Below are 20996 nucleotides of genomic sequence, written 5' to 3'. Positions count from 1 at the left end.
CGCCGATGACGGCGGCGACGTATGACATCCACCCCGCGACCTCGGATCGCTGGCCCGACTTCGAAAGCCTGATGGGCGTCAAGGGCGGCGTCGGCGGTTGCTGGTGCATGCTGTGGCGTTACACCAAGCGCGACTACGACGCCGCCGGTCCGCAGGGGCGCCACGCAGCCATGGCGGACGTCTTTGCCGCCGAGCGGCCACCGGGGCTGCTGGCCTACGTCGATGGTGCGCCGGTCGGCTGGTGCTCGCTCGCGCCGCGCGCCGCCTTCCCCCGCCTCGCGACCTCGCGCGTCCTGGCCCCTGTCGACGAAGCCGAGGTCTGGTCGGTGACGTGCTTCTTCATTGCCCGATCGCACCGGCGCAAAGGCCTTTCCGTGCAATTGCTGAACGCCGCCAGCGCCTTCGCCGCCCGGCATGGTGCCCGCATCTTGGAGGGCTATCCGAATGATCCACAGGGCGCCGATTATCCCGCCGCCTATTCCTGGATCGGCCTCGCCAGCGCTTACCGCAAGGCCGGCTTCCAAGAGGTTGCCCGCCGCTCGCCGACACGCCCCGTGATGCGCCGCCGACTGCCGTGAGCACGGCCGCCGCGATCCGTCGTCGACGAATGAAACTCGCTGAAAAATCAATGTGATTTGGCGGAGAGGGAGGGATTCGAACCCTCGGAACGCTCGCGCGCTCAACGGTTTTCGAGACCGCCCCGATCGACCACTCCGGCACCTCTCCGCATCGATCGGGCCAAGACCCTCTCTCGGGTGATCGGAGGGCGGTTCTAGACGCTCCTCCCGCCCCACGCAACCCGCATCAGCATGCCACTGGAAGCCGGGATCGGGCCACTCACGCCACGACGCCCGGGAACATCTCGACCGTGGCACCGTCGAACGATGTCAGCGCGGTCGCGGGCCGACACGCCTCGAAACCCTGCGCCCAGAGCCGCCCGCTCGCCGGTTCCGCGACCATCGCGAGCCGGGTGCGCTCGTTGAGCACGGGCGGCGCCAGCCAGTCGAAGCCGCTCGCGCCGGGCAATGGCGCGCCTCCCCTCGCACAAGCGAGGTCGTGTCGCCGCCGCCCGTTTTCCTCGCCCCGCGCTCGGCCGCGCCAGTCGGCCCGCTGCCAGGCATTGGCCGCCGCCGCAGGCGCCTCGATGACATGGGCGGACAGCGCTCGGCGTTCTATGACGCAGCCCTCGCCCGGCTCGGGTCCGGCCAGGGTGAAGATCGTCGGCAGCGTGATCGGCGTGTCGGTCAGCATCCGACGGGCGGTCGCGTAGTCGGGGGCCCGCTCGAAGACGCGCCGAAGAAGCATTGCCGGCGGCAAGTGCGGCGACCACCAAACCGCCCAGCGGTTGACGCACCAATCGCAGGCAACCAAGCCGACCGAACGCTCCATCGGTCCCTGGTTGAGGGCCGCCGCGAAACGCCCGGGAGCCGACGCCTGCAGCACGCCGGTGTAGCCCGGCCAGGTGAGCGTCACCCAGGCGCCGAGACGGCTTTCCACCCGCGCCGCCATCACGTGCCGGCCGAGGCCGCGATCCGGCCAGTCGAGGACACGGACGAGCCGCATGCCTCGGCCTTCGCCGCCACCACCCGCCGCCGGCCGCACCGAACTCGTGCAACCCCATTCGTAGCTGACGTTGAGGAAATAGGCTCCTGGCCGCCCGACGTGCTCTGCGACCCGCTCGATCTCGGCGAGATGACCGGCGTGGAAATGCCGCAGCCAGCGCTTCGACACGGCATCCGCCATTCGCACGGCGAGCGACGGCACGCGCCCGGCCGCCTCGTCGAGCAGCGCTTGCACCCGTGCCGGCTCGCGCGCGACGGTCTCGACCGCGAAGTCCGGGCCGACGTCGACCAGCGGAATGTCGAGCAGATCCTGGTTGGTTTCTGTGGTCAAGGTGGCTGTCCGCAGGTTGCACGAGAGTGCCACATACGTGGTCGCTCACGCCTCCGATCCAAGAGGTGAAGGCGGAGCTCGCGGCTCATTTGCGCCCGGGTCGCCGTTCCGTTCGTTGACTTTACCGCAATCTCCCGTATAACCCGTCCAGCTGGCGTAAGCCGGCTTCCAAGATCGCTGCCCGAGGCTATTCACTCGCCGAAGCAGTCGCCTGCAGCTCCCTCGAGGGGGAACGTTGCGGACGCGCCCGGCGGGTTTTCGACATTTGAGGCCATTCCCATTGGCCGGCCGTCGAATCCGCTCAAGTTCGCGCTCGTCGCGACGCCACAGGGCGCGGAGAGATGAAGGAAGAGAGCATGTTCGCGGTCATCAAGACGGGCGGCAAGCAGTATCACGTTGCCAGCGACGACGTCATTACGATTGAAAAGCTGTCCGGCGAGGTCGGCGAAAGGGTTACCTTCGGTGAGGTTCTGATGCTCGCCGGCGAAGGCGAGCCGCGCATTGGTTCGCCCCTGATCGCCGGCGCCAGTGTCGCCGGCGAAGTGGTCGAGCAGGGACGCGCCAAGAAGGTCATCGTTTTCAAGAAGCGCCGCCGGCAGAACTACCGCCGCAAGAAGGGCCACCGTCAGCTGCAGACGACGGTGCGCATCACCGAGATCGTGCTGGACGGCAAGGTCCTCGCCAAGGCCAGCGCCGCACCGATCGCGGCAGCCGCCACCGTGGCCGCCGGTGAACTCTCGCCGATCTTCACCCGCCCGGCGGGCGAGCCCGACGACCTGACGCGCATCAGCGGTGTCGGCCCTGTCATCGCCGAGAAGCTCGACAAACTCGGCGTCATCAAGTTCGCTCAGGTCGCCGCCTTCACGCCCGACGATATCGCCCGTGTCGACGCGGTGTTGAATTTCAAGGGCCGCATCGAGCGCGAGAATTGGGTCGAGCAGGCCAAGAAGCTGGCCGCCGAGCAGGCATAGGACGTCACCGGGCCGATTGCGGCCGCGATCGTGACGAAGAAGCAAGGAGAGCGAGATGGCTCACAAGAAGGCAGGCGGCTCGTCTCGGAACGGCCGCGATTCAGCCGGCCGCCGGCTCGGCGTCAAGAAGTTCGGCGGCGAGGCCGTGGTCCCAGGCAACATCATCGTGCGCCAGCGCGGCACGAAGTGGCATCCGGGCGAGGGCGTCGGAATCGGCAAGGACCACACGATCTTCGCCGTTCGCGAGGGCCGGGTGGAGTTCAAGACGCGCGCCAAGGAACGCGTCCACGTCTCCGTGGTGCCGGTCGCCGAAGCGGCGGAGTAGCTCCGCACCGCGATAGGGTCGTGGCGACCGACGCGGGAGTACCAGGATGACCGGGCGTCAGGCCGACCTCAGGCGACCATTCCCCTGGCACCTCTGGGCGGTCGGTTTCGTCGGCCTCGCCTGGAATGCCTTCGGCGCCTTCGACTACGTGATGACGGTGACGAAGCACGCGGGCTATCTTGCCCAGTTTCCGCCGGAGATGATCGACTACTGGCTGGCAATGCCCTGGTGGGTCTACGCCATCTGGGGTACCGGCCTCTTCGCCGGTATCGCGGGCAGTCTCGCGTTGCTGTTGCGGCGACGGATCGCGATCCCGGTCCTCACGCTTTCGCTGTTCGCAGCGACCGTCAGCTTGGTCCTCGGCCTCGTCGACCCCGATGCGCCCCGGATGGATGGCCAGGAAGCCGTTTCTGCCGTCATAGTGGCGGTTGCCCTGCTGCTGCCGTTCTATGCCGTCGTCCTCTCACGACGGGGCATCCTGCGTTGAGTGCCGCCGATGAAGTTCCTCGATCAGGCCAAGGTTTATGTCGTGGCGGGCGCTGGCGGAAACGGCAGCGTCTCGTTCCGTCGCGAGAAGTTCATCGAGTTCGGTGGACCGGACGGCGGTGATGGCGGGCGGGGCGGCGATGTCTGGATCGCCTGCGTCGCCAACCTCAACACGCTCATCGATTATCGCTATCAACAGCACTTCAAGGCCGGGCGTGGCACCGACGGCATGGGCCGCAACCGCACCGGCCCGAACGGCGCCGACGTGGTTCTGAAGGTCCCGCCGGGCACCCAGGTGCTGGCCGAGGACAACGAGACCCTGCTGGCCGATCTGACCAAGCCCGGCGAGCGCTACCGCGTCGCCAAGGGTGGCAACGGCGGTTTCGGCAATTCGCATTTCAAGTCCTCGACCAATCAGGCCCCGCGCCACGCCAATCCGGGCGAGCCGGCCACCGAATTGACCATCTGGCTCCGCTTGAAGCTGATCGCCGACGCCGGCCTCGTCGGCTTGCCGAACGCCGGCAAGTCGACGTTCCTGTCCGCCGTCTCGGCCGCCAAGCCGAAGATCGCGGATTATCCCTTCACCACGCTGCACCCAAACCTCGGCGTCGTGAAAGTCGGCGACGTCGACTTCGTGCTCGCCGACTTGCCCGGCCTCATCGAAGGCGCCCACGAAGGGGCCGGCATCGGCGATCGATTCCTCGGCCATGTCGAACGCTGCGGGGTGCTTCTCCATCTGGTCGATGCGACCAGCGAAAACGTCGCCGAGGCCTACCGGGTGGTCCGCACGGAATTGCGGGCCTACGGCCACGGCCTCGCGAGGAAGAAAGAGCTGGTGGCGCTGTCCAAGTGCGATGCGCTCGATGAAGCGACGCTCGATGCCCGCGCCGCCGAACTCCAACGCGTCGCACGCAAGAAGCCGCTTCGCCTTTCGGCGGTGACGGGAGCCGGCATGGACGCCGCCTTGCACGCCATCGCAAAGGTGATCCGCAAGGCCGCCCTCGCTCGCCACGCCGAAGCCGAGTCGGTCGTCGAGAATGGCACCGGTGGCTGGCACCCCTGAGCCGATAGGCTCGGGGAGAGTCGGCCACGAGCTGGCCGAGGGAGGGCGCGAGATGCGGCCGGAATGGCGGAATGCGCGGCGGATCGTCGTCAAGATCGGCTCCGCCCTGCTTGTCGAGCGCACCAGCGGCCACCTCGACCGGGCTTGGCTGACGGCGCTGGCGGACGATGCCTCGGCGCTGGCCGCCGAGGGCCGGGAGCTGATCCTCGTGTCCTCGGGCGCCATCGCGCTCGGCCGCGGCCGGCTCGGCCTGCCGCGTGGCCCGCTGCGGCTCGACGAGAGCCAGGCGGCTGCCGCTGTCGGTCAGATCGCCCTCGCGCGGGCCTATGAGGAGCTTTTTGCCGAACGTGGACTGACCGTCGCACAGGTGCTCCTGACGCTCGGCGACACCGAGGAACGTCGCCGCTACCTCAATGCACGGGGCACCATCGAGACCCTCGTGCGCCTCGGTGTGGTGCCGGTCGTCAACGAGAATGACACGGTCGCCACCAGCGAGATCCGCTACGGCGACAACGACCGCCTCGCCGCCCGCGTCGCCAGCATGGCGAGCGCCGACGTCCTCGTCCTCCTCTCCGATATCGACGGCCTCTACACCGCGCCGCCGGCGCTCGATCCCAGCGCGCGGCGCCTCGAGGAAGTGCGTGAGATCACACCCGAAATCGAGGCGATGGCGGGCGACGCGGGCACCGAACTATCGCGCGGCGGCATGGTGACGAAGATCGTCGCCGGAAAGATCGCGCTCGCCGCGGGCGCGCACATGGTCATAGCGTCCGGCAAGGAGCGCCATCCGCTGCGCCGTCTTTCCGAGGGCTGTCCCTCGACCTGGTTCATTGCCAAGGCCGACCCGACGACAGCGCGCAAGCGCTGGATCTCGGGCAGCCTCGAGCCGCGCGGCACGCTCGTCATCGACGACGGTGCGACGACGGCCCTGATGGCTGGCAAGAGCCTGCTGCCGGCCGGCGTGCGACAGGTCACCGGAACCTTCGAACGCGGCGACGCAGTCGTCGTGCGCGCGCTCGACGGAGCCGAGATCGCGCGTGGCCTCGTTGCCTATTCGAGCGACGACGCCCGTCGTATCATGGGCCGGAGCACGCCCGCCATCGTGGCCGAGCTCGGCTATGCTGGCCGCACCGAACTCGTCCACCGCGACAACATGGTATTGACGCGGGCCGTCCAGGCGGCACCGCGCGAGAACGAGGGAACCTGACGTGGACGGAAACGCCGAGCCGGCCCTCGAGGTCCTGATGCGCGATATCGGCGGCAAGGCCCGCGCCGCCGCACGTGCGCTGGCCCTGGCCCCCGCTGACCGCAAGGACGCCGCCTTGCGCGCGATGGCGAGCGCGATCGAGGCCTCGGCCGAAGGGATCATCGCCGCCAACGCCCGCGACCTCACCCTGGCCGAGGCCGCCGGCCGGCCGGCCTCTTTCCTCGACCGTCTGCGGCTCGATCGGGCGCGCCTTGCCGCCATCTGCGCGAGCCTCGAGAACATCGCACGGCTCGACGATCCCGTCGGCAGGGTCATCGCACGCTGGCAGCGCCCGAACGGTCTCGACATCGCGCGGGTGCGCACGCCCTTGGGTGTGGTCGGCGTCATCTTCGAGAGCCGTCCCAACGTGACGGCGGACGCCGGTGCCCTCTGCCTCAAGGCCGGCAACGCGGCGATCCTGCGCACCGGCTCCGACGCCTTCCACTCCGCCACGGCCATTCATTCCGCGCTGCGGTGCGGCCTCGGCGAGGCCGGCCTGCCGCAGGACGCCATTCAACTCGTTCCGACGACCGACCGCGCCGCTGTCGGCGCCATGCTCACGGGTCTCGACGGGGCCATCGACGTGATCGTGCCGCGCGGCGGTCGCAGCCTCGTCGAACGCATCCAGCGCGAGGCCCGGGTGCCGGTTTTCGCCCATCTCGAGGGCATCTGCCACGTTTACGTCCATGCCGAAGCCGACCTCGACATGGCCCGTTCCATCGTCGTCAACGCCAAGATGCGCCGCACCGGCATCTGCGGCGCGGCCGAAAAGCTGCTCGTCGACGCCAGCGCGCCGCGCGCGCACTTGCCGGCCCTCGTCGACGCCCTGATCGCCGCCGGCTGTGCGGTGCGCGGCGATGCCGCCGCCATGGCCGCCGATCCACGCGTCGTGGCCGCGACGGCCGAGGACTGGACGACCGAATACCTCGACGCCATCATCACCGTCGGCGTGGTCGATGGTCTCGGGGCCGCCATCGCCCACATCGCCCGCCACGGCTCCGCACACACCGACGCCATCGTGACCGAGGACGGAGCCGCCGCCGAGCGCTTCCTTGCCGAGGTCGACAGTGCCATTGTCTTGCACAACGCCTCGACCCAGTTCGCCGATGGTGGCGAATTCGGTATGGGCGCCGAGATTGGCATCGCTACGGGCCGGCTGCACGCGCGCGGTCCGGTCGGTGTCGAGCAGCTGACCAGCTTCAAGTATCAGGTTCGTGGCTGTGGTCAGACCCGTCCATGAGCCGAAAGGGAGTGCCGCCATGGGCAACGACGTCAAATGCGGGGGGTGCCTCTGCGGCCGGGTTCGCTACGAGCTGACGCCCCCGCTGCGTGGCGTCGTCGTCTGCCACTGCGAACAGTGTGGGCGCTGGAGCGGCCATACCGTGGCCGCGACATCGGTGCGGGCGGACAACTTCCGCTTGACGAGTGGCGCTTCCGACGTCGCCTGGTATCGGTCGTCCGACGTCGCCGAGCGCGGCTTTTGCAAAGTCTGCGGCTCCAACCTCTTTTGGAAGGCGAGCGACGGAACCCGAGTCAGCGTCATGGCCGGAACCCTCGACCGCCCGACCGGCCTCAAGCAGATCGCGCACATCTACGTCGACGACAAGTCGGACTACTACGCCATCGACGATGGCGAGACGCCGCGCCATGGCCAGGGCGGGGGCCCGCTTTCCGTGCCGCCCGGCCCCCCGAAGAAGCCCTGATGCCCACCCCACCACGCGCTCCGATCCACCTCGACCGGCCACCGCCGGCTCCAGCGGGCGCGCGAATCGGGCTGCTCGGCGGCAGCTTCAACCCCGCCCACGATGGCCACCGCGACATCTCGCTGCAACTCATGCGCCGGCTGCGGCTGGACGCCGTCTGGTGGATTGTAACGCCCGGCAACCCGCTGAAAGATCATGCACAACTGGCCCCGCTCTCCGATCGTATCGCCCGGGCGGCGGCTGTCGCGGACCATCCACGTATCGCCGTGACGGGTTTCGAGGCGACACTCGGGTCTGCTTACACCGCCGAAACGCTCACCCACCTCGCCCGGACCCTCCCGGCCGTCCGCTTCGTCTGGCTGATGGGCGCCGACAATCTCGCCCAGTTTCACCGATGGCGCGACTGGGAGCTGATCGCCGCCACCTTGCCCATGGCCGTCGCGGACCGCCCAGGCTGGCGCTACCACGCTCTCGCGTCCCCCGCCGCCCACCGCCTCGCCCGCCACCGCGTGCCGCCTTCGCGCGCCGCCTCGCTCGCGGTGCTGCCGCCACCGGCGTGGCTCTTCGTGGACGTGCGGCGAAACCCACTCTCTTCGACCGGCATCCGTGCCGGGGCGCGCGCGCCGGAGACCGGAGACTGACTTCTCGCATCCCCGAGACCACTCCCGGGCAACGGCCGCCGAGGACACCGTCAACCCCGCCCATTGCGATGCCGACAACGCCGCCCGGCCCCTTGCGACGGCCTCACGGCTGGTCCAATAGGGGCCGATCCGCCCGCCGGAGCACTGCCGGCGGCTCCCGAAACCACGTGCCGACCCGGAACGGACAGCGATGAAACGCCTCTCCCCCCATCTCGCCGAACTCGAGGCCGAGAGCATCCACATCTTCCGCGAGGTCGTCGCCGGCTTCGAGCGCCCGGTGATGCTCTATTCGATCGGCAAGGACAGCTCCGTTCTCTTGCACGTCGCGCTGAAGGCCTTCCATCCGGCCCGCCTCCCGTTTCCCCTCCTGCACATCGACACCACGTGGAAGTTCCGCGAGATGATCGCCTTCCGCGACCGGATCGCCGCCGAGCACAGCCTCGATCTCATCGTTCACACCAACGAGGAGGGACTGGCGGCGGGCATCGGCCCGATCTCGCACGGCTCGGCTCTGCACACGGACGTCATGAAGACGCAGGCGCTGCGCCAGGCGCTCGATGCCCATCGCTTCGATTCCGCGATCGGCGGCGCCCGGCGCGACGAGGAGAAATCGCGCGCCAAGGAGCGGGTCTTCTCCCACCGTTCGCCCGGCCACCGCTGGGACCCCAAGCGCCAGCGCCCCGAACTCTGGCATCTCTTCAACCCTGATCTCGCGCCCGGCGAGACCATGCGGGTTTTCCCCCTTTCGAACTGGACGGAGCTGGACGTCTGGCAATACATCCTCGAGGAGGCGATCCCCATCGTCCCGCTCTACTTCTCCGCCGAGCGCCCGGTGGTCGAGCGCGACGGTCTCCTGATCATGCGCGACGACGAGCGCCTGCCCCTGCGCCCGGGCGAGCAGCCCGGCATGCGCCGGGTGCGGTTCCGCACGCTCGGCTGCTACCCATTGAGCGGAGCCATCGATTCCGACGCCACGACGGTCGCCGAAATCCTCGACGAATTGAAGGCCTCGCGCACGTCCGAGCGCCAGGGCCGCCTCATCGACAAGGACGGCGCCGGCGCCATGGAAAAGAAGAAGCAGGAGGGCTATTTCTGATGACGGCCCCGGCAACCGCGACCTCCCACCGCTCCATTCTCCGCTTCCTCACCTGCGGCAGCGTCGACGACGGCAAGAGCACGCTCATCGGGCGCCTCCTCTACGATGCCCAGCTCGTCCTCGACGACCAGCTCGCCTCGCTCGAGAGCGAAAGCCGCACACATGGCACGACCGGCGGCGAGATCGATTTCGCTCTCCTCGTCGATGGCCTCCAGGCCGAACGCGAGCAGGGCATCACCATCGACGTCGCTTACCGCTATTTTTCCACCGCCCACCGCAAGTTCATCGTCGCCGACACGCCCGGCCACGTCCAGTACACCCGCAACATGGCGACCGGCGCCTCCAACGCCGACCTCGCGGTTCTCCTCGTCGACGCGCGCAAGGGCATCCTCACCCAGACGCGCCGCCACACCATCATTGCCCACCTCCTCGGCATTCGCAGCTTCGTGCTCGCGATCAACAAGATGGACCTGGCCGCCTACGACGAGGCGCGGTTCCGCGAGATCGTCGACGACTACATGGCCTTCGCGCAGGAACTGTCGATAACCGACGTCACCGCAATTCCCCTCTCCGCACTGCGCGGCGAGAACATCGCGGCGCCCGCCGCGACCATGGACTGGTACCACGGCCCGACCCTCCTTTCTCACCTCGAGACCGTGGAGACGGCGACCGGCGGAACCCTCGACGCCTTCCGCCTTCCCGTGCAGTGGGTCTGCCGCCCGAACCTCGACTTTCGCGGCTATGCCGGCACCGTCGTCGCCGGCAAAATCAAGCCGGGCGATCCGGTCGTCGTTCTCCCCTCCGCGCGCACCACCTCCGTCGCTCGCATCGTCACCGCCGACGGCGATCTCTCCGAGGCGGGCGCGGGGGCGGCCGTCACCCTGACACTCGCCGAGGAGATCGACATCTCGCGCGGCGACGTCCTTGCGGCGGCGGACACGCGCCCCGAACTTGCCGACCAGGTCGCGGCCCACCTCGTTTGGATGTCGGAGGCCCCGCTGCTTCCGGGTCGTCCCTATACCATCCGCCTCGCCACACAGCGCGCCACCGCGACGATCACCGCCTTGAAACACAAGATCGACGTGGACTCGCTCGAGCCCGTCGCCGGCCGCGAGTTGCAGCTCAACGAGATGGCCCTCGTCAACCTCTCCTTCTCGCGGCCGCTGGTTTTCGATCCCTACGATACCTGCCGCGAGACCGGCGGGTTCGTGCTCATCGATCGCATGACGCACGAGACCGTCGGCGCCGGCATGATCCGTTTCGCGCTCCGCCGCGCCACCAACGTTCAATGGCAGTCGCTCGACATCGACCGCGCCGCCCGCGCGGGTCTCAAAGGCCAGAAGCCGGTCTGCCTCTGGTTCACCGGCCTCTCCGGTTCCGGCAAGTCGACCGTCGCCAACCTCCTCGAGCGCCGGCTCCACGGCGAGGGCCGCCACACCTACATCCTCGACGGCGACAACGTGCGCCACGGCCTCAACCGCGACCTCGGCTTCACCGATGCGGACCGAGTGGAAAATATCCGCCGTGTCTCGGAGGTCGCCCGCCTCATGGTCGATGCCGGTCTCGTCACCATGGTTTCGTTCATCTCCCCCTTCCGCGCCGAGCGGCGCATGGCGCGCGAACTCTTCGGCGAGGGCGAGTTCCTCGAGGTGTTCGTCGACACGCCGCTCGCGGTCTGCGAGGCGCGCGATCCCAAGGGCCTCTACCGCAAGGCGCGCCAGGGCCTCATCCGCAACTTCACCGGCATCGATTCGGCCTACGAGCCCCCCGAGGCCGCCGACATCGTGCTCGATGGCGACGGAGCGGCGCCCGAGCAGCTTGCCGAGGAGCTTTATCGAGAGCTCGAGCGGCGCGGCTTGCTTTCCGGCTGAGGATCGCGGAACCGGGCGCGCGAGCAACGGAGGCACGGTCCATGGCCGCGAACGCGACGAACGACACCTGGCGCCCCTTGGACGAGGCCGCCGCGAACGCGCGTCGCCTCACCCTCGCCGAGCATTTCGCGACCGATCCCGAACGCGCCGCGACTTTTACGTTCCGCACCGGCAGCCTTCTCGTCGACCTGTCGAAATGCTGGCTCGACCGCCCGGCGCTCGATGCCCTCCTCGCCTTTGCCCGTTCACGCGGCGTCGGGCCCGCGCGCGATGCGCTGCTGCGCGGCGACCCGGTGAACGTCACCGAGCGGCGCGCCGCCCTCCACACGCTTCTTCGCACCCCCGCGGGCGCCCTCGGGCCGGATCATCCGTTCGCCCACCTTGCACCACTCGCTGGCGAGGTCACCGCCGAGCGCGAGCGTTTCCTCTCCTTCGCCGAGAGGGTTCGCGACGGCTCGATCGCGGCGGCGGACGGCGCCCGCTTCACCGACGTGGTCAACCTCGGCATCGGCGGCTCCGACCTCGGACCCCGCATGGCGACCCGCGCCCTCGCCCCCTACTGCGACGGCCCGCGCTGCCATTTCGTCGCGAACGTCGATGGCGCGGCGACGGCCGACACGTTCGCCTCCCTCGATCCGGCCCGCACCCTCGTCGTCATCTCCTCCAAGAGCTTTTCCACCATCGAGACGATGACCAACGCGGCGACCGCTCGCGCCTGGCTCTCCGGCGCCCTGGGCGAGGCCGCGGCCGCGCACCATCTCTTGGCCGTCACCACCGCCACCACCCGTGCCGCTGGCTTTTCGATCCCCGGCGAGCGCACCTTCGGCTTCTGGGATTGGACGGGCGGGCGCTATTCCGTCTGGTCGTCGATCGGCCTCGCGCTCGCCATCGCCATCGGCCGGCGCGAATTCGAAGCCTTCCTCGCCGGTGGTCATGCCATGGACGAGCATTTCCGCACGGCGCCCGACGAGACCAACATTCCGATGCTGCTCGGGCTCCTCGATGTCTGGAACCGCAGCGTACATCGCCTTCCGAGCCTGCTCGTTGCGCCCTACGACGAGCGCCTCGAACTCTTGCCGGCCTACCTTCAGCAGCTGGTCATGGAGAGCAATGGCAAGAGCGTCGGATGCGATGGCCGGCCGGTCGGCCGCCCGACCGCTGCCGTCGTCTGGGGCAGCGCCGGAACCAATGGCCAACACGCCTATTTCCAGCTCCTGCACCAGGGCACAGAGGTCGTTCCCGCCGAATTCCTGATCGCCGCGGAGGGGCACGAGCCGCATCTCGCCCATCATCACGCGATCCTCGTCGCCAACTGCCTCGCACAGTCGGAAGCCCTTCTCACCGGCAGAGGCGAGGGTGAATCGCATCGCGCGCTCGTTGCGGCCGGTCATACGCAGGAGGAGGCCGCGCGCCTCGCGCCGCACGCCACATTCCCTGGCGACCGCCCTTCGGCGACCATCGCCTATCGGCGGCTCACCCCCCATGTGCTCGGCGAGCTGCTGGCGCTCTACGAACACCGCGTCTTCGTGGCCGCGACCCTCTGGGGCATCAACCCGTTCGACCAGTATGGCGTGGAACTCGGCAAACAGATCGCCCTCGGCATCACCGGGGACGCTGGCATGGACCGCAACGCCTCGACCCGTTCGCTTCTCGCCTTTCTATCGCTGAGTCGCGAAGGTCACTCCAACGCGCCATGATGACCGGCCAATGCACGCGGCTATTGATTCGCTCGCCCTTCGCGCTTTATCTATGCAGACGTCGCGAACGCGGCGTTGAACGGGCCGCTCGCCGAGCCGGCCCTCGTGTGGAAAGGCAGGGACATAAACCCGAATATGCCACATCTCGCATCGGACGGCGCTAACGCCGTTGTCGCGGACAGTTCGATGACTCCGTCGTTGGGCGCGTCCGCCGTGCTTGAGCTGATCCTCGAAACCCTATCGTCGGGCAAGGCCGAGGACATCGTCACAATCGATCTCGTGGGCAAGTCGTCGATCGGCGATCAGATGGTCGTCGCTTCCGGCCGCTCGCAACGTCACGTCGGCGCCCTCGCGGACCAGCTGCAGAAGGCGCTGAAGGATGGCGGCTACGGCCGCGTCCGTGTCGAGGGGCTACCCCATTGCGACTGGGTGCTGATCGACACCGGCGACGTGATCGTCCACATCTTCCGGCCAGAGGTTCGCGAGTTCTACAACATCGAGAAGATGTGGAGCCTCGACCGACCGGGCGATCCGCTCGTCTCCTGACCATCGGATGTGCGGCGCGGCGTCCGTGATCGGGCCCGCGGGACGACCGGCCGGGGTCGACGGGGGCAGACGCGGATGCATCTTCAGTTGCGCGTCGTCGGTCGATTGAAGCGCGGCCCCGAGCAGGCGCTCGCCGAGCACTACAGGGAGCGCGCGAACCGCATTGCCCGAGGCCAGGGGTTTTCGGGCCCCGACGTCGTGGAACTGCCGGAAGGCCGGGCCGCGGTAGTAGACGCGCGAAGGGCCGACGAGGCGGCGCGCCTCCTGCCACAGCGCATCGAACCGACCTCGATCGTCGCCCTGGACGAAAAGGGCATCGAACTGACGAGCGCCGGCCTCGCCAGCGAATTCGCTCGGCGACGCGACCGGGGGGATCGCGAGATCCAGTTGCTCATCGGAGGCGCGGACGGCCTTGCGAGCGAACTCGTGGCAGGCGCCGACCTCGTGCTTTCGCTCGGCCGCCTCACCTTGCCCCACGGCCTCGCCCGCATCGTCCTGCTCGAGCAGATCTATCGCTCGCTGACCATCCTGGCGGGCCATCCCTACCACCGCGAGTGACGTTCGCCCGCGCAGATCCCGGCGGTGCGCCAACGCAACCCACACCCCGGCACGACATGCGGTCGGCGCCCTGGCCATCGTGCGACCTTCGCCTTAATCGTTTGGCAAGGAAGCTCTGCGAACCGTTAACACCTGCATCCCGCCAACAGGACACCAGCATGCTTCGATCGGCACGGCCTCGTCCCAACGGTGACCCGCGGCGGTTGCTGGTCGCCTTGGTGGCGGGTGTCGCGCTATCGCTTTCCATGGCCTCCTTCTCCCAGGCCGAGACCCTGCCCACCGATCCAGACAACGCTCGCGCCCGCCTCGGTCAGACCGAGGAGCAGCTTCGCGAAACGCTGGCGCGCGAACGCAATCTGGCGAGCGATGCCCTCGCCCTCGAGCGCGAACGCGCGGCCATCAACGGCCAGCTCATCGAGATCGCGAGGCAGATCCAAGAGGGCGAAGGCAAGCTGAGCGAGTTGGAAGGCCGCCTCGGCGAACTTTCCGAGCAGCGCCAGAACCGGATCACCGCCCTGCGGCAGGAGCATCGCAATCTCAGTCGCCTCCTTGCGGCCCTCCAGCGCATGGGGCGGAACCCGCCTCCCGTGATCGCGACCCCCGAAGCCGACGCGCTCGCCATGGTGCGCAGCGCCATGCTGCTCTCACGCGTATTCCCGGAACTCCGCCAGAAGGCCGACGCGCTCGCCATGCAGATCGACGAGTTGAGCAGGGTGGTAGCCGAGTACGAGACGCGGACCCGCCAGCTTCGGGCCGAGACCGACCGCCTGCGCACGGCCCGGGCCGAGATTGCCGGGCTCTTGGAGACCAAGCGCACACGGCTCGTCGACACCCAGACCGAATTGGCCGAGATCAGACGCCTCTCGGACGAATACCGCCGCTCGGTCGGCAACCTCAATGAGTTGATCGGCAAGCTCGACCGGGCCGTCGCCGACAACGCCGGCCTCGGCGCCTACGAGAGCGAACTCGCCGCTGCCGCGGAGGCCGCCCCGGCGGGCGAGGCGGTCGCCACGCCTCCGAGTACGCCGGCGCCGCCGGCCGCCGGCACCGGCGCCGCCCCGAGCGCTCCCGCAGAACCCGTCTACGATAGCATCGGCGAAGGCAATGTGCGCACCGCCATGCTCAACCCGGGTCGCATCAAGCCGGCGCTCCCCTTCGCCAAGGCCCAGGGCGCCCTTCCCCTGCCGGCGAGCGGCACGCGCCTCTGGGGCTTCGGCGACAAGACTCCGCACGGCAGCACTTCACAGGGAATTGCCCTCGAGACCCGCCACGGCGCCCAGATTACGTCACCGAACGATGGTTGGGTGATCTATGCCGGACCCTTCCTGAGCTACGGCGAGCTCTTGATAATCAATGCCGGCGGCGGGTATCATGTTCTACTGGCCGGTCTGTCGTCGATCGACGTCGTCGTTGGCCAGTTCGTGCTTTCGGGCGAGCCGGTCGGACGCATGCCGCCCCGGACCGCCGAGGCGGGCGACGAGGAACCGCCGATCGTCTACGTGGAATTTCGTCGCAAGGGCAAGCCAATCGATCCCGACCCATGGTGGGCGGAGAGCCCGCGAAAGGTGCAAGGATGAGCCGTAAACCTGAATTTGCATTCTGGGCTTTCGTGATCATGGCGATCGCCGCCGCAAGCACGACCGCGTTCAACATCGCCCGCTCACCGATCGCGGTCGCGGCCAACACCGACATCTATCGCCAGCTCGATCTTTTCGGTGAAGTCTTCGAGCGCGTGCGCGCCGACTACGTCGAAAAGCCGGTCGACAGCGAGCTGGTGGAGAATGCCATCAACGGCATGTTGAGCGCGCTCGATCCGCACTCGGCCTACCTCAACCCGAAGCATTTCCGCGACATGCAGGTGCAGACGCGCGGGGAGTTCGGTGGCCTCGGCATCGAGGTCACGATGGAAAACGGCGTGGTCAAGGTGGTCGCGCCGATCGAGGGTACGCCGGCCGAGGCCGCGGGTATTCTCGCCAACGACCTCATCACCCACCTCGACGACGAGAACATTCAGGGCCTGACGCTCGAACAGGCGGTCGAGAAGATGCGCGGGCCGCGCAACTCGATCATCAAGCTCACCGTGCTCCGCAAGGGCAACGAAGAGCCGCTGTTCATCAGCATCAAGCGCGACATCATCCGCATCAACCCGGTGCGCGGCAACCTCGAGGGCACCGACGTCGGCTACATCCGCATCACCACCTTCAACGAGCGCACCAACGAGATGCTGACCTCGGCCATCGCGCGCTTGAAGAAGGAGGCCGGCGGCGCGCTGCAGGGCTTCATCATCGACTTGCGGAACAACCCGGGCGGCCTGCTCGATCAGGCGATCGCGGTTTCCGACACCTTCCTCGAGAAGGGTGCCATCGTGCTGACGCGGGGGCGCAACAAGGACGAGACCCAGCGTTCCAACGCCCAGCCGGGTGATCTGACCGAGGGCAAGAAGCTGGTCATTCTCATCAACGGCGGCTCGGCTTCGGCTTCGGAGATCGTGGCAGGCGCCCTGCAGGACCATCAGCGCGCCACCGTCATCGGCACCCGCTCGTTCGGTAAGGGATCGGTGCAGACGATCATTCCGCTCGGCCCGAATGGCGCGATCCGGCTGACGACCGCGCGCTACTACACTCCGTCGGGCCGCTCGATCCAGGCCAAGGGCATCGTCCCGACGGTGCGTGTCGAACAGCCGCTGCCGGAGGAAATGCAGACCACGGCCGCCAACCAGCAGCGCCCCCGTGGCGAGGCGAGCCTGCGCGGCCACCTGAACAGCGAGGATGGCGACGAGGAATCCGGTTCCTCGGCCTATGTCCCGCGCGACCGCGAGCAGGATGTGCAATTGCGCTATGCGCTGGATTTCATCCGCGGCAAGGTCGTGCCGACGCAAACGGTGGACACCACGACCGCGACCCCGGAGAAGCCGGCGACGGCCGTGCCCAATTGATCGGCGCCCCCTCGCTCGGTCGATATCGGTGGCCGAGGGCGCGATGATGAATTCGTTCGTGGCCGGCGGGCGTGGGCTCGTCGGCCACGACCGTGCATTTGACGATGTCCCGCGGTCAACAATGCGGGCTGGAACACGATGATTGGCGAGTGACCCGGCGGCGAGGTGCCGTCGGCGGTGCTCCCTGAAAGGTGGACGTCGAGGCCGGTCACGGCTCGGAATCTCAAGGGGTCTCGCGATCCCGCATCGAGGGGACTGCCATGCGATCTCTCCTCTTTGGAACGGTGCTCGTGCTGGCCGCCGCCCTTGCTCTCGCGGTCTACATCTCGTTCGAACCGACGGTCGATGCCGAGCGCCCGACACTGGCGAGTGCGCGGATCGAGCCCCCGGAAGCCACCGCTTCCGCGAACGCCGCCCCGCGCAGCCAGCCGCCAGTCGCCCCTGCGCCTTCGGCGGCGCAAGCGGAACGCCCGGCTCCACGACCTTCGCCCGTCACCCCGACGCCGACCGCCACGCCGGGTGCATCTTCGCCGGAAATCATCGTGACCACGGGCCTGCGCCAGAGCGAACCCGCCGCCAGCGGCCTGCAAGCCCCGCCGGCAGGGACCACCAACGCGGCACCGAACCCGTCCCGCCCCACCACCGTCACCATCGCGCCCGCTCCGACGCCAGCGACACAGCCGCGCAACCTCGATCTACCGGCCGGCGTCTCGATCAGTGGCTTCGACGGCATAACGGTGAGCATTCCGCCCTCGACCAACTGAGGCGATCCCTTCGTTCGATCGCCCGGCAACGTGTTCACCGCACCCGGCGTGCGCCCGCCACCTCTCGCCGTCGGGCCGCGGACAGGCTATTGTCCGCCATCGTCCGATCGCTCGGACGGTCAAGGCGCGCACGGCGACACGCCTGTTACCTCGCTCGAAGGTTGCACCCATGGCATACACCGAACGCACGTCCCGTTCCTGGTTCTCCCGCCTCGGCGGCGCCTTCAGTGGCATGGCGATCGGCCTCGTGCTGCTCATCGCCTCGCTCATCGGGCTGTTCTGGAACGAGGGCCGCGCGATCAACACCCATCGCGCCCTCGAGGAAGGCGCCGGTGTTGTGCTCGAGATCGATGCCGCGCGCCTCGACCCGACGCTCGAAGGCCGCTTGGTGCACATTGCCGGCCCCCTCGTGCTCGGCGCGGACCCCGAGGACCGCCGCCTCGCCATCACCGCACCTGGCGCCGTGCGCCTCGAGCGCGTGGTCGAGATGTACCAATGGCAGGAGGTCCGAAGCTCCGAGACCCGCACCAAGCTCGGCGGCGGCGAGGAAACGGTGACGACCTACCGCTACGAACTGACCTGGTCGGACCGTCCGATCGCGTCCTCGGGCTTCAAGGTGCCGGCTGGGCACGAAAATCCGACCTTCCCGATCGAAGGCGAGGTGTTTCCGACCACCGACGCCAGGATCGGAGCCTTCGCCCTGCCGGCACGGGAGGCGGCCGGTCTCGGTTCGTCGACGGCGCTGCCGCTCGATCAGGCCGCCGTCGACCGCATTACGACGAGGCTCTCCTACAGTCGCCCGAGCCACCTCGTCGACGGCGTCGTGCTGATGACGCGCGACCCCAAGACCCCCGTCGTCGGCGATCTGCGCATCTCCTATCGCCATTCCATCGTCGCCGATGCGAGCGGCGTCGGCGCGCAGCGATCCGGCGCCCTGACGCCCTACACGACCAGCAACGGACGCACGATCCTGCTGTTGAAGTCCGGCATCATGACAGCGGCCAACATGTTCGCGGACGCCATTGCCGGCAACAATGCCCTGACCTGGGTTTTGCGTGTGGTCGGGCTGATCGCCCTCTTCTTCGGGTTCATTCTGCTCCTGCGCGTCCTCGGCGTCCTCGGCGATGTCGTGCCCCTGGTCGGCCGCATCATCCGCGCCGGAACCGGGGTCATCGCCCTGGTTTTGACCCTGCTGCTCGGATCGCTGACGATCGCGCTCGGCTGGCTCGCCTACCGGCCATTGATCGGTCTGTCGGTCCTTGCCGCCGGCGTTGCGCTCGCTGTCGTCGTGTTCGGTGTCGGGAGGCGCCGCGCCGACGAGCCAGCCGCGGGGCGCCGCTCGCCCCATGTCGGGCCCGCGCGTTAGGTCCAAGGCCAATGGGCCACATCCGGGAGTCGGGCATAATGAACAAGAACGGAATTGCCGCCCCGGACGGCTATCGCCCGTGCGTCGGCTGCCTCGTCGTGAGCACCGTGGGCTTCGTTTGGATCGGCCGGCGCATTCCAAAACCCCACGACGAGCACGAGCCGAGCGCCCTCTGGCAAATGCCCCAAGGTGGCATCGACGAAGGCGAGGACACGCACGCCGCCGCCCGCCGGGAACTCGCCGAGGAGACTGGCATCCGCTCGGTCGAGATCGCCGCCGAGAGCGCCGGATGGCTGCACTACGACCTGCCGCCCCACCTGCTCGGCAAGGCGTTGCAAGGCCGCTATCGCGGACAGAAGCAGAAGTGGATTGCAATGCGCTTCGTCGGCAACGAAAGCGAGATCGATCTCGCGCCGCCCGGTCACGCGCCCGAATTCGACGCCTGGCGATGGGCCCACCCCGACGAGCTTCTGGAAATCATCGTGCCGTTCAAGCGCGAGGTCTATGCGCGCGTGCTCGAGGAGTTCCGGCACCTGCTCGCGCGCTGACGACGATCGGCGCGACTTCGCTCATCGACGCCTAGAGCGACGCCTCGATGGCCTTGAGGCGCTCGAGCGCATGCTGCGCGGCGCCGCGCTTGTCGTCGCTGTCGGCGTCGGCGAGATCCTCTTCGGCGTTCTTGATCTCCTGGGCGAGCCACCCCTTGTCGATCGCATCGAGATCGACCGAGCGCTGCGCCAGAATGGTGAGGCTGTCGCCGCTCACTTCCGCCAGCCCCGAGCGCACGAAGAAACGCCGCTCGCCCCCGTCCTCCGTCTTCACGTCGATGACGCCGGCTCGCAAGGTCGAGAGCATCGGTGCGTGCAGGGGAAGCACCATGAAGAGGCCCTCCGCCCCCGGCACCACCGCCTCGGTGGCGTTTGCCGACAGCAGCAGGCGTTCCGGCGAGACCAGCTCGAATTTGAAGGTCCGTGCCATGCTCAACCAGCCTCCGCGATCGCGGCCTCGAATGCCTCGACGGCCGCCTCGAACTTGTCCTTGCAGCCGGGATTGCAGAACCCGACGACACGTCCCCGGTAGCGGGTGAGCGCATCGGCCACGATCGGCTTGCCCGACCATGGGCAGACGCTGTTGACAGCGTCCTCGACGCGCACCGCCACGGGCCGTTCCATCAGGCCGCCTCGGCCGCCATGCGCTCTGCCTTCTCGATGGCTTCCTCGATGGTTCCGACCATGTAGAAAGCCGGCTCCGGCAGATGATCGTAAGTGCCGTCGCAGAGCCCCTTGAAGCCCTTGATGGTGTCGGCGAGATCGACGAGCTTGCCCGGGGAGCCAGTGAACACCTCGGCGACGTGGAACGGCTGGGAAAGGAACCGCTCGATCTTGCGGGCGCGCGCCACGACCAGCTTGTCGTCCTCGGAAAGCTCGTCCATGCCCAGGATCGCGATGATGTCCTGCAGCGACTTGTAGCGCTGGAGGATTTCCTGGACGCGCCGAGCCGTGTTGTAGTGTTCCTCGCCGACGACCCGCGGCTCGAGCACGCGCGAGGTGGAATCGAGCGGATCGACGGCCGGATAGATGCCCTTCTCGGCGATCGAGCGCGAGAGCACCGTCGTTGCATCGAGGTGGGCGAACGAGGCGGCCGGCGCCGGGTCGGTGAGGTCGTCGGCCGGCACGTAAATCGCCTGAACCGAGGTGATCGACCCCTTCTTGGTCGTGGTGATCCGCTCCTGCAGCGCGCCCATGTCGGTCGACAGGGTCGGCTGATAGCCCACGGCCGAGGGAATGTGGCCGAGCAGGGCCGACACCTCGGAACCCGCCTGGGTGAAGCGGAAG

Annotated in this window: 23 protein-coding genes and 1 tRNA gene; 19 read left to right on the top strand and 5 right to left on the bottom strand. The window is 68.3% G+C overall.

Going from position 1 to position 20996, the window contains the following annotated elements; all coding sequences use genetic code 11:
* The first annotated feature begins 5 nt into the window (after positions 1-5).
* Positions 6-578, top strand: a complete 573-nt coding sequence (locus GC150_14655; protein MBI1386143.1) for a GNAT family N-acetyltransferase — start codon at positions 6-8, stop codon at positions 576-578.
* Positions 579-636: 58 nt separating this feature from the next.
* On the opposite strand, the gene GC150_14650 is transcribed toward GC150_14655, so the two are convergent.
* Positions 637-726 (bottom strand) — tRNA-Ser (locus GC150_14650).
* Positions 727-837: 111 nt separating this feature from the next.
* Positions 838-1893 (bottom strand): hypothetical protein, encoded by a 1056-nt coding sequence (locus GC150_14645; protein MBI1386142.1) that lies wholly within the window; start codon positions 1891-1893, stop codon positions 838-840.
* 356 nt (positions 1894-2249) lie between these two features.
* Between GC150_14645 and rplU the strand changes: the two genes are divergently transcribed.
* The 18 genes from rplU to GC150_14555 all read left to right on the top strand — a co-directional run bounded on the left by rplU (position 2250) and on the right by GC150_14555 (position 19709).
* A complete protein-coding gene (rplU, locus tag GC150_14640) occupies positions 2250-2864 on the top strand; it encodes a 50S ribosomal protein L21 (protein MBI1386141.1) in 615 nt (204 codons plus the stop codon).
* Between the two features lie 55 nt (positions 2865-2919).
* Complete coding sequence (locus GC150_14635) at positions 2920-3189, top strand: 50S ribosomal protein L27 (GenBank protein ID MBI1386140.1); 270 nt, start codon at positions 2920-2922, stop codon at positions 3187-3189.
* Positions 3190-3235: 46 nt separating this feature from the next.
* Entirely contained in the window at positions 3236-3676 is a 441-nt protein-coding gene (locus tag GC150_14630; GenBank protein MBI1386139.1) for a hypothetical protein, read from the top strand.
* Positions 3677-3685: 9 nt separating this feature from the next.
* Complete coding sequence (obgE, locus tag GC150_14625) at positions 3686-4738, top strand: GTPase ObgE (GenBank protein MBI1386138.1); 1053 nt, start codon at positions 3686-3688, stop codon at positions 4736-4738.
* A gap of 52 nt (positions 4739-4790) precedes the next feature.
* The gene (locus GC150_14620) at positions 4791-5945 is read left to right on the top strand and encodes a glutamate 5-kinase (protein ID MBI1386137.1); all 1155 of its coding nucleotides are present in this window, start codon (positions 4791-4793) and stop codon (positions 5943-5945) included.
* A 37-nt stretch (positions 5946-5982) separates the two neighbouring features.
* A complete protein-coding gene (locus GC150_14615) occupies positions 5983-7224 on the top strand; it encodes a glutamate-5-semialdehyde dehydrogenase (GenBank protein MBI1386136.1) in 1242 nt (413 codons plus the stop codon).
* Positions 7225-7243: 19 nt separating this feature from the next.
* Entirely contained in the window at positions 7244-7687 is a 444-nt protein-coding gene (locus tag GC150_14610; GenBank protein MBI1386135.1) for a GFA family protein, read from the top strand.
* Positions 7687-8328, top strand: coding sequence for a nicotinate-nucleotide adenylyltransferase (locus tag GC150_14605; GenBank protein MBI1386134.1), 642 nt, complete (start codon positions 7687-7689; stop codon positions 8326-8328). The genes GC150_14610 and GC150_14605 overlap by 1 nt, the downstream gene beginning before the upstream one ends.
* A gap of 190 nt (positions 8329-8518) precedes the next feature.
* Positions 8519-9424: a sulfate adenylyltransferase subunit CysD gene (gene cysD, locus GC150_14600; GenBank protein ID MBI1386133.1), complete on the top strand. Its 906-nt coding sequence runs from the start codon at positions 8519-8521 to the stop codon at positions 9422-9424.
* Complete coding sequence (cysN, locus tag GC150_14595) at positions 9424-11295, top strand: sulfate adenylyltransferase subunit CysN (GenBank protein MBI1386132.1); 1872 nt, start codon at positions 9424-9426, stop codon at positions 11293-11295. The genes cysD and cysN overlap by 1 nt, the downstream gene beginning before the upstream one ends.
* A gap of 41 nt (positions 11296-11336) precedes the next feature.
* Positions 11337-12992 (top strand): glucose-6-phosphate isomerase, encoded by a 1656-nt coding sequence (locus GC150_14590; protein ID MBI1386131.1) that lies wholly within the window; start codon positions 11337-11339, stop codon positions 12990-12992.
* 135 nt (positions 12993-13127) lie between these two features.
* Positions 13128-13538: a ribosome silencing factor gene (gene rsfS, locus GC150_14585; protein MBI1386130.1), complete on the top strand. Its 411-nt coding sequence runs from the start codon at positions 13128-13130 to the stop codon at positions 13536-13538.
* Between the two features lie 75 nt (positions 13539-13613).
* Positions 13614-14096 (top strand): 23S rRNA (pseudouridine(1915)-N(3))-methyltransferase RlmH, encoded by a 483-nt coding sequence (gene rlmH / locus GC150_14580; protein ID MBI1386129.1) that lies wholly within the window; start codon positions 13614-13616, stop codon positions 14094-14096.
* 158 nt (positions 14097-14254) lie between these two features.
* A complete protein-coding gene (locus tag GC150_14575; GenBank protein ID MBI1386128.1) occupies positions 14255-15673 on the top strand; it encodes a peptidoglycan DD-metalloendopeptidase family protein in 1419 nt (472 codons plus the stop codon).
* Entirely contained in the window at positions 15670-17031 is a 1362-nt protein-coding gene (locus tag GC150_14570) for a PDZ domain-containing protein (protein MBI1386127.1), read from the top strand. Before GC150_14575 ends, GC150_14570 begins: the two co-directional genes overlap by 4 nt.
* Before the next feature lie 260 nt (positions 17032-17291).
* On the top strand, positions 17292-17795 hold the full coding sequence (locus tag GC150_14565; protein ID MBI1386126.1) for a hypothetical protein: 504 nt from the start codon (positions 17292-17294) through the stop codon (positions 17793-17795).
* 169 nt (positions 17796-17964) lie between these two features.
* A complete protein-coding gene (locus GC150_14560; GenBank protein ID MBI1386125.1) occupies positions 17965-19161 on the top strand; it encodes a hypothetical protein in 1197 nt (398 codons plus the stop codon).
* Positions 19162-19199: 38 nt separating this feature from the next.
* Entirely contained in the window at positions 19200-19709 is a 510-nt protein-coding gene (locus tag GC150_14555; GenBank protein ID MBI1386124.1) for an RNA pyrophosphohydrolase, read from the top strand.
* 31 nt (positions 19710-19740) lie between these two features.
* On the opposite strand, the gene GC150_14550 is transcribed toward GC150_14555, so the two are convergent.
* The 3 genes from GC150_14550 to GC150_14540 all read right to left on the bottom strand — a co-directional run.
* Positions 19741-20139 carry a F0F1 ATP synthase subunit epsilon gene (locus tag GC150_14550; GenBank protein MBI1386123.1) on the bottom strand — a complete coding sequence of 133 codons (399 nt, stop codon included), beginning with the start codon at positions 20137-20139 and terminating at the stop codon, positions 19741-19743.
* 2 nt (positions 20140-20141) lie between these two features.
* The gene (locus GC150_14545; protein ID MBI1386122.1) at positions 20142-20333 is read right to left on the bottom strand and encodes a glutathione S-transferase; all 192 of its coding nucleotides are present in this window, start codon (positions 20331-20333) and stop codon (positions 20142-20144) included.
* On the bottom strand, positions 20333-20996 hold a 664-nt coding region (locus GC150_14540; GenBank protein ID MBI1386121.1), incomplete at its 5' end, for a F0F1 ATP synthase subunit beta. The genes GC150_14545 and GC150_14540, both read right to left, overlap by 1 nt.

The organism is Hyphomicrobiales bacterium, from assembly GCA_016125495.1.
GTDB lineage: Bacteria > Pseudomonadota > Alphaproteobacteria > Rhizobiales > RI-29 > RI-29.
The sequence above is the reverse complement of the archived record's forward strand: the minus strand, read 5'-3'. Positions and strand labels throughout refer to the sequence as shown.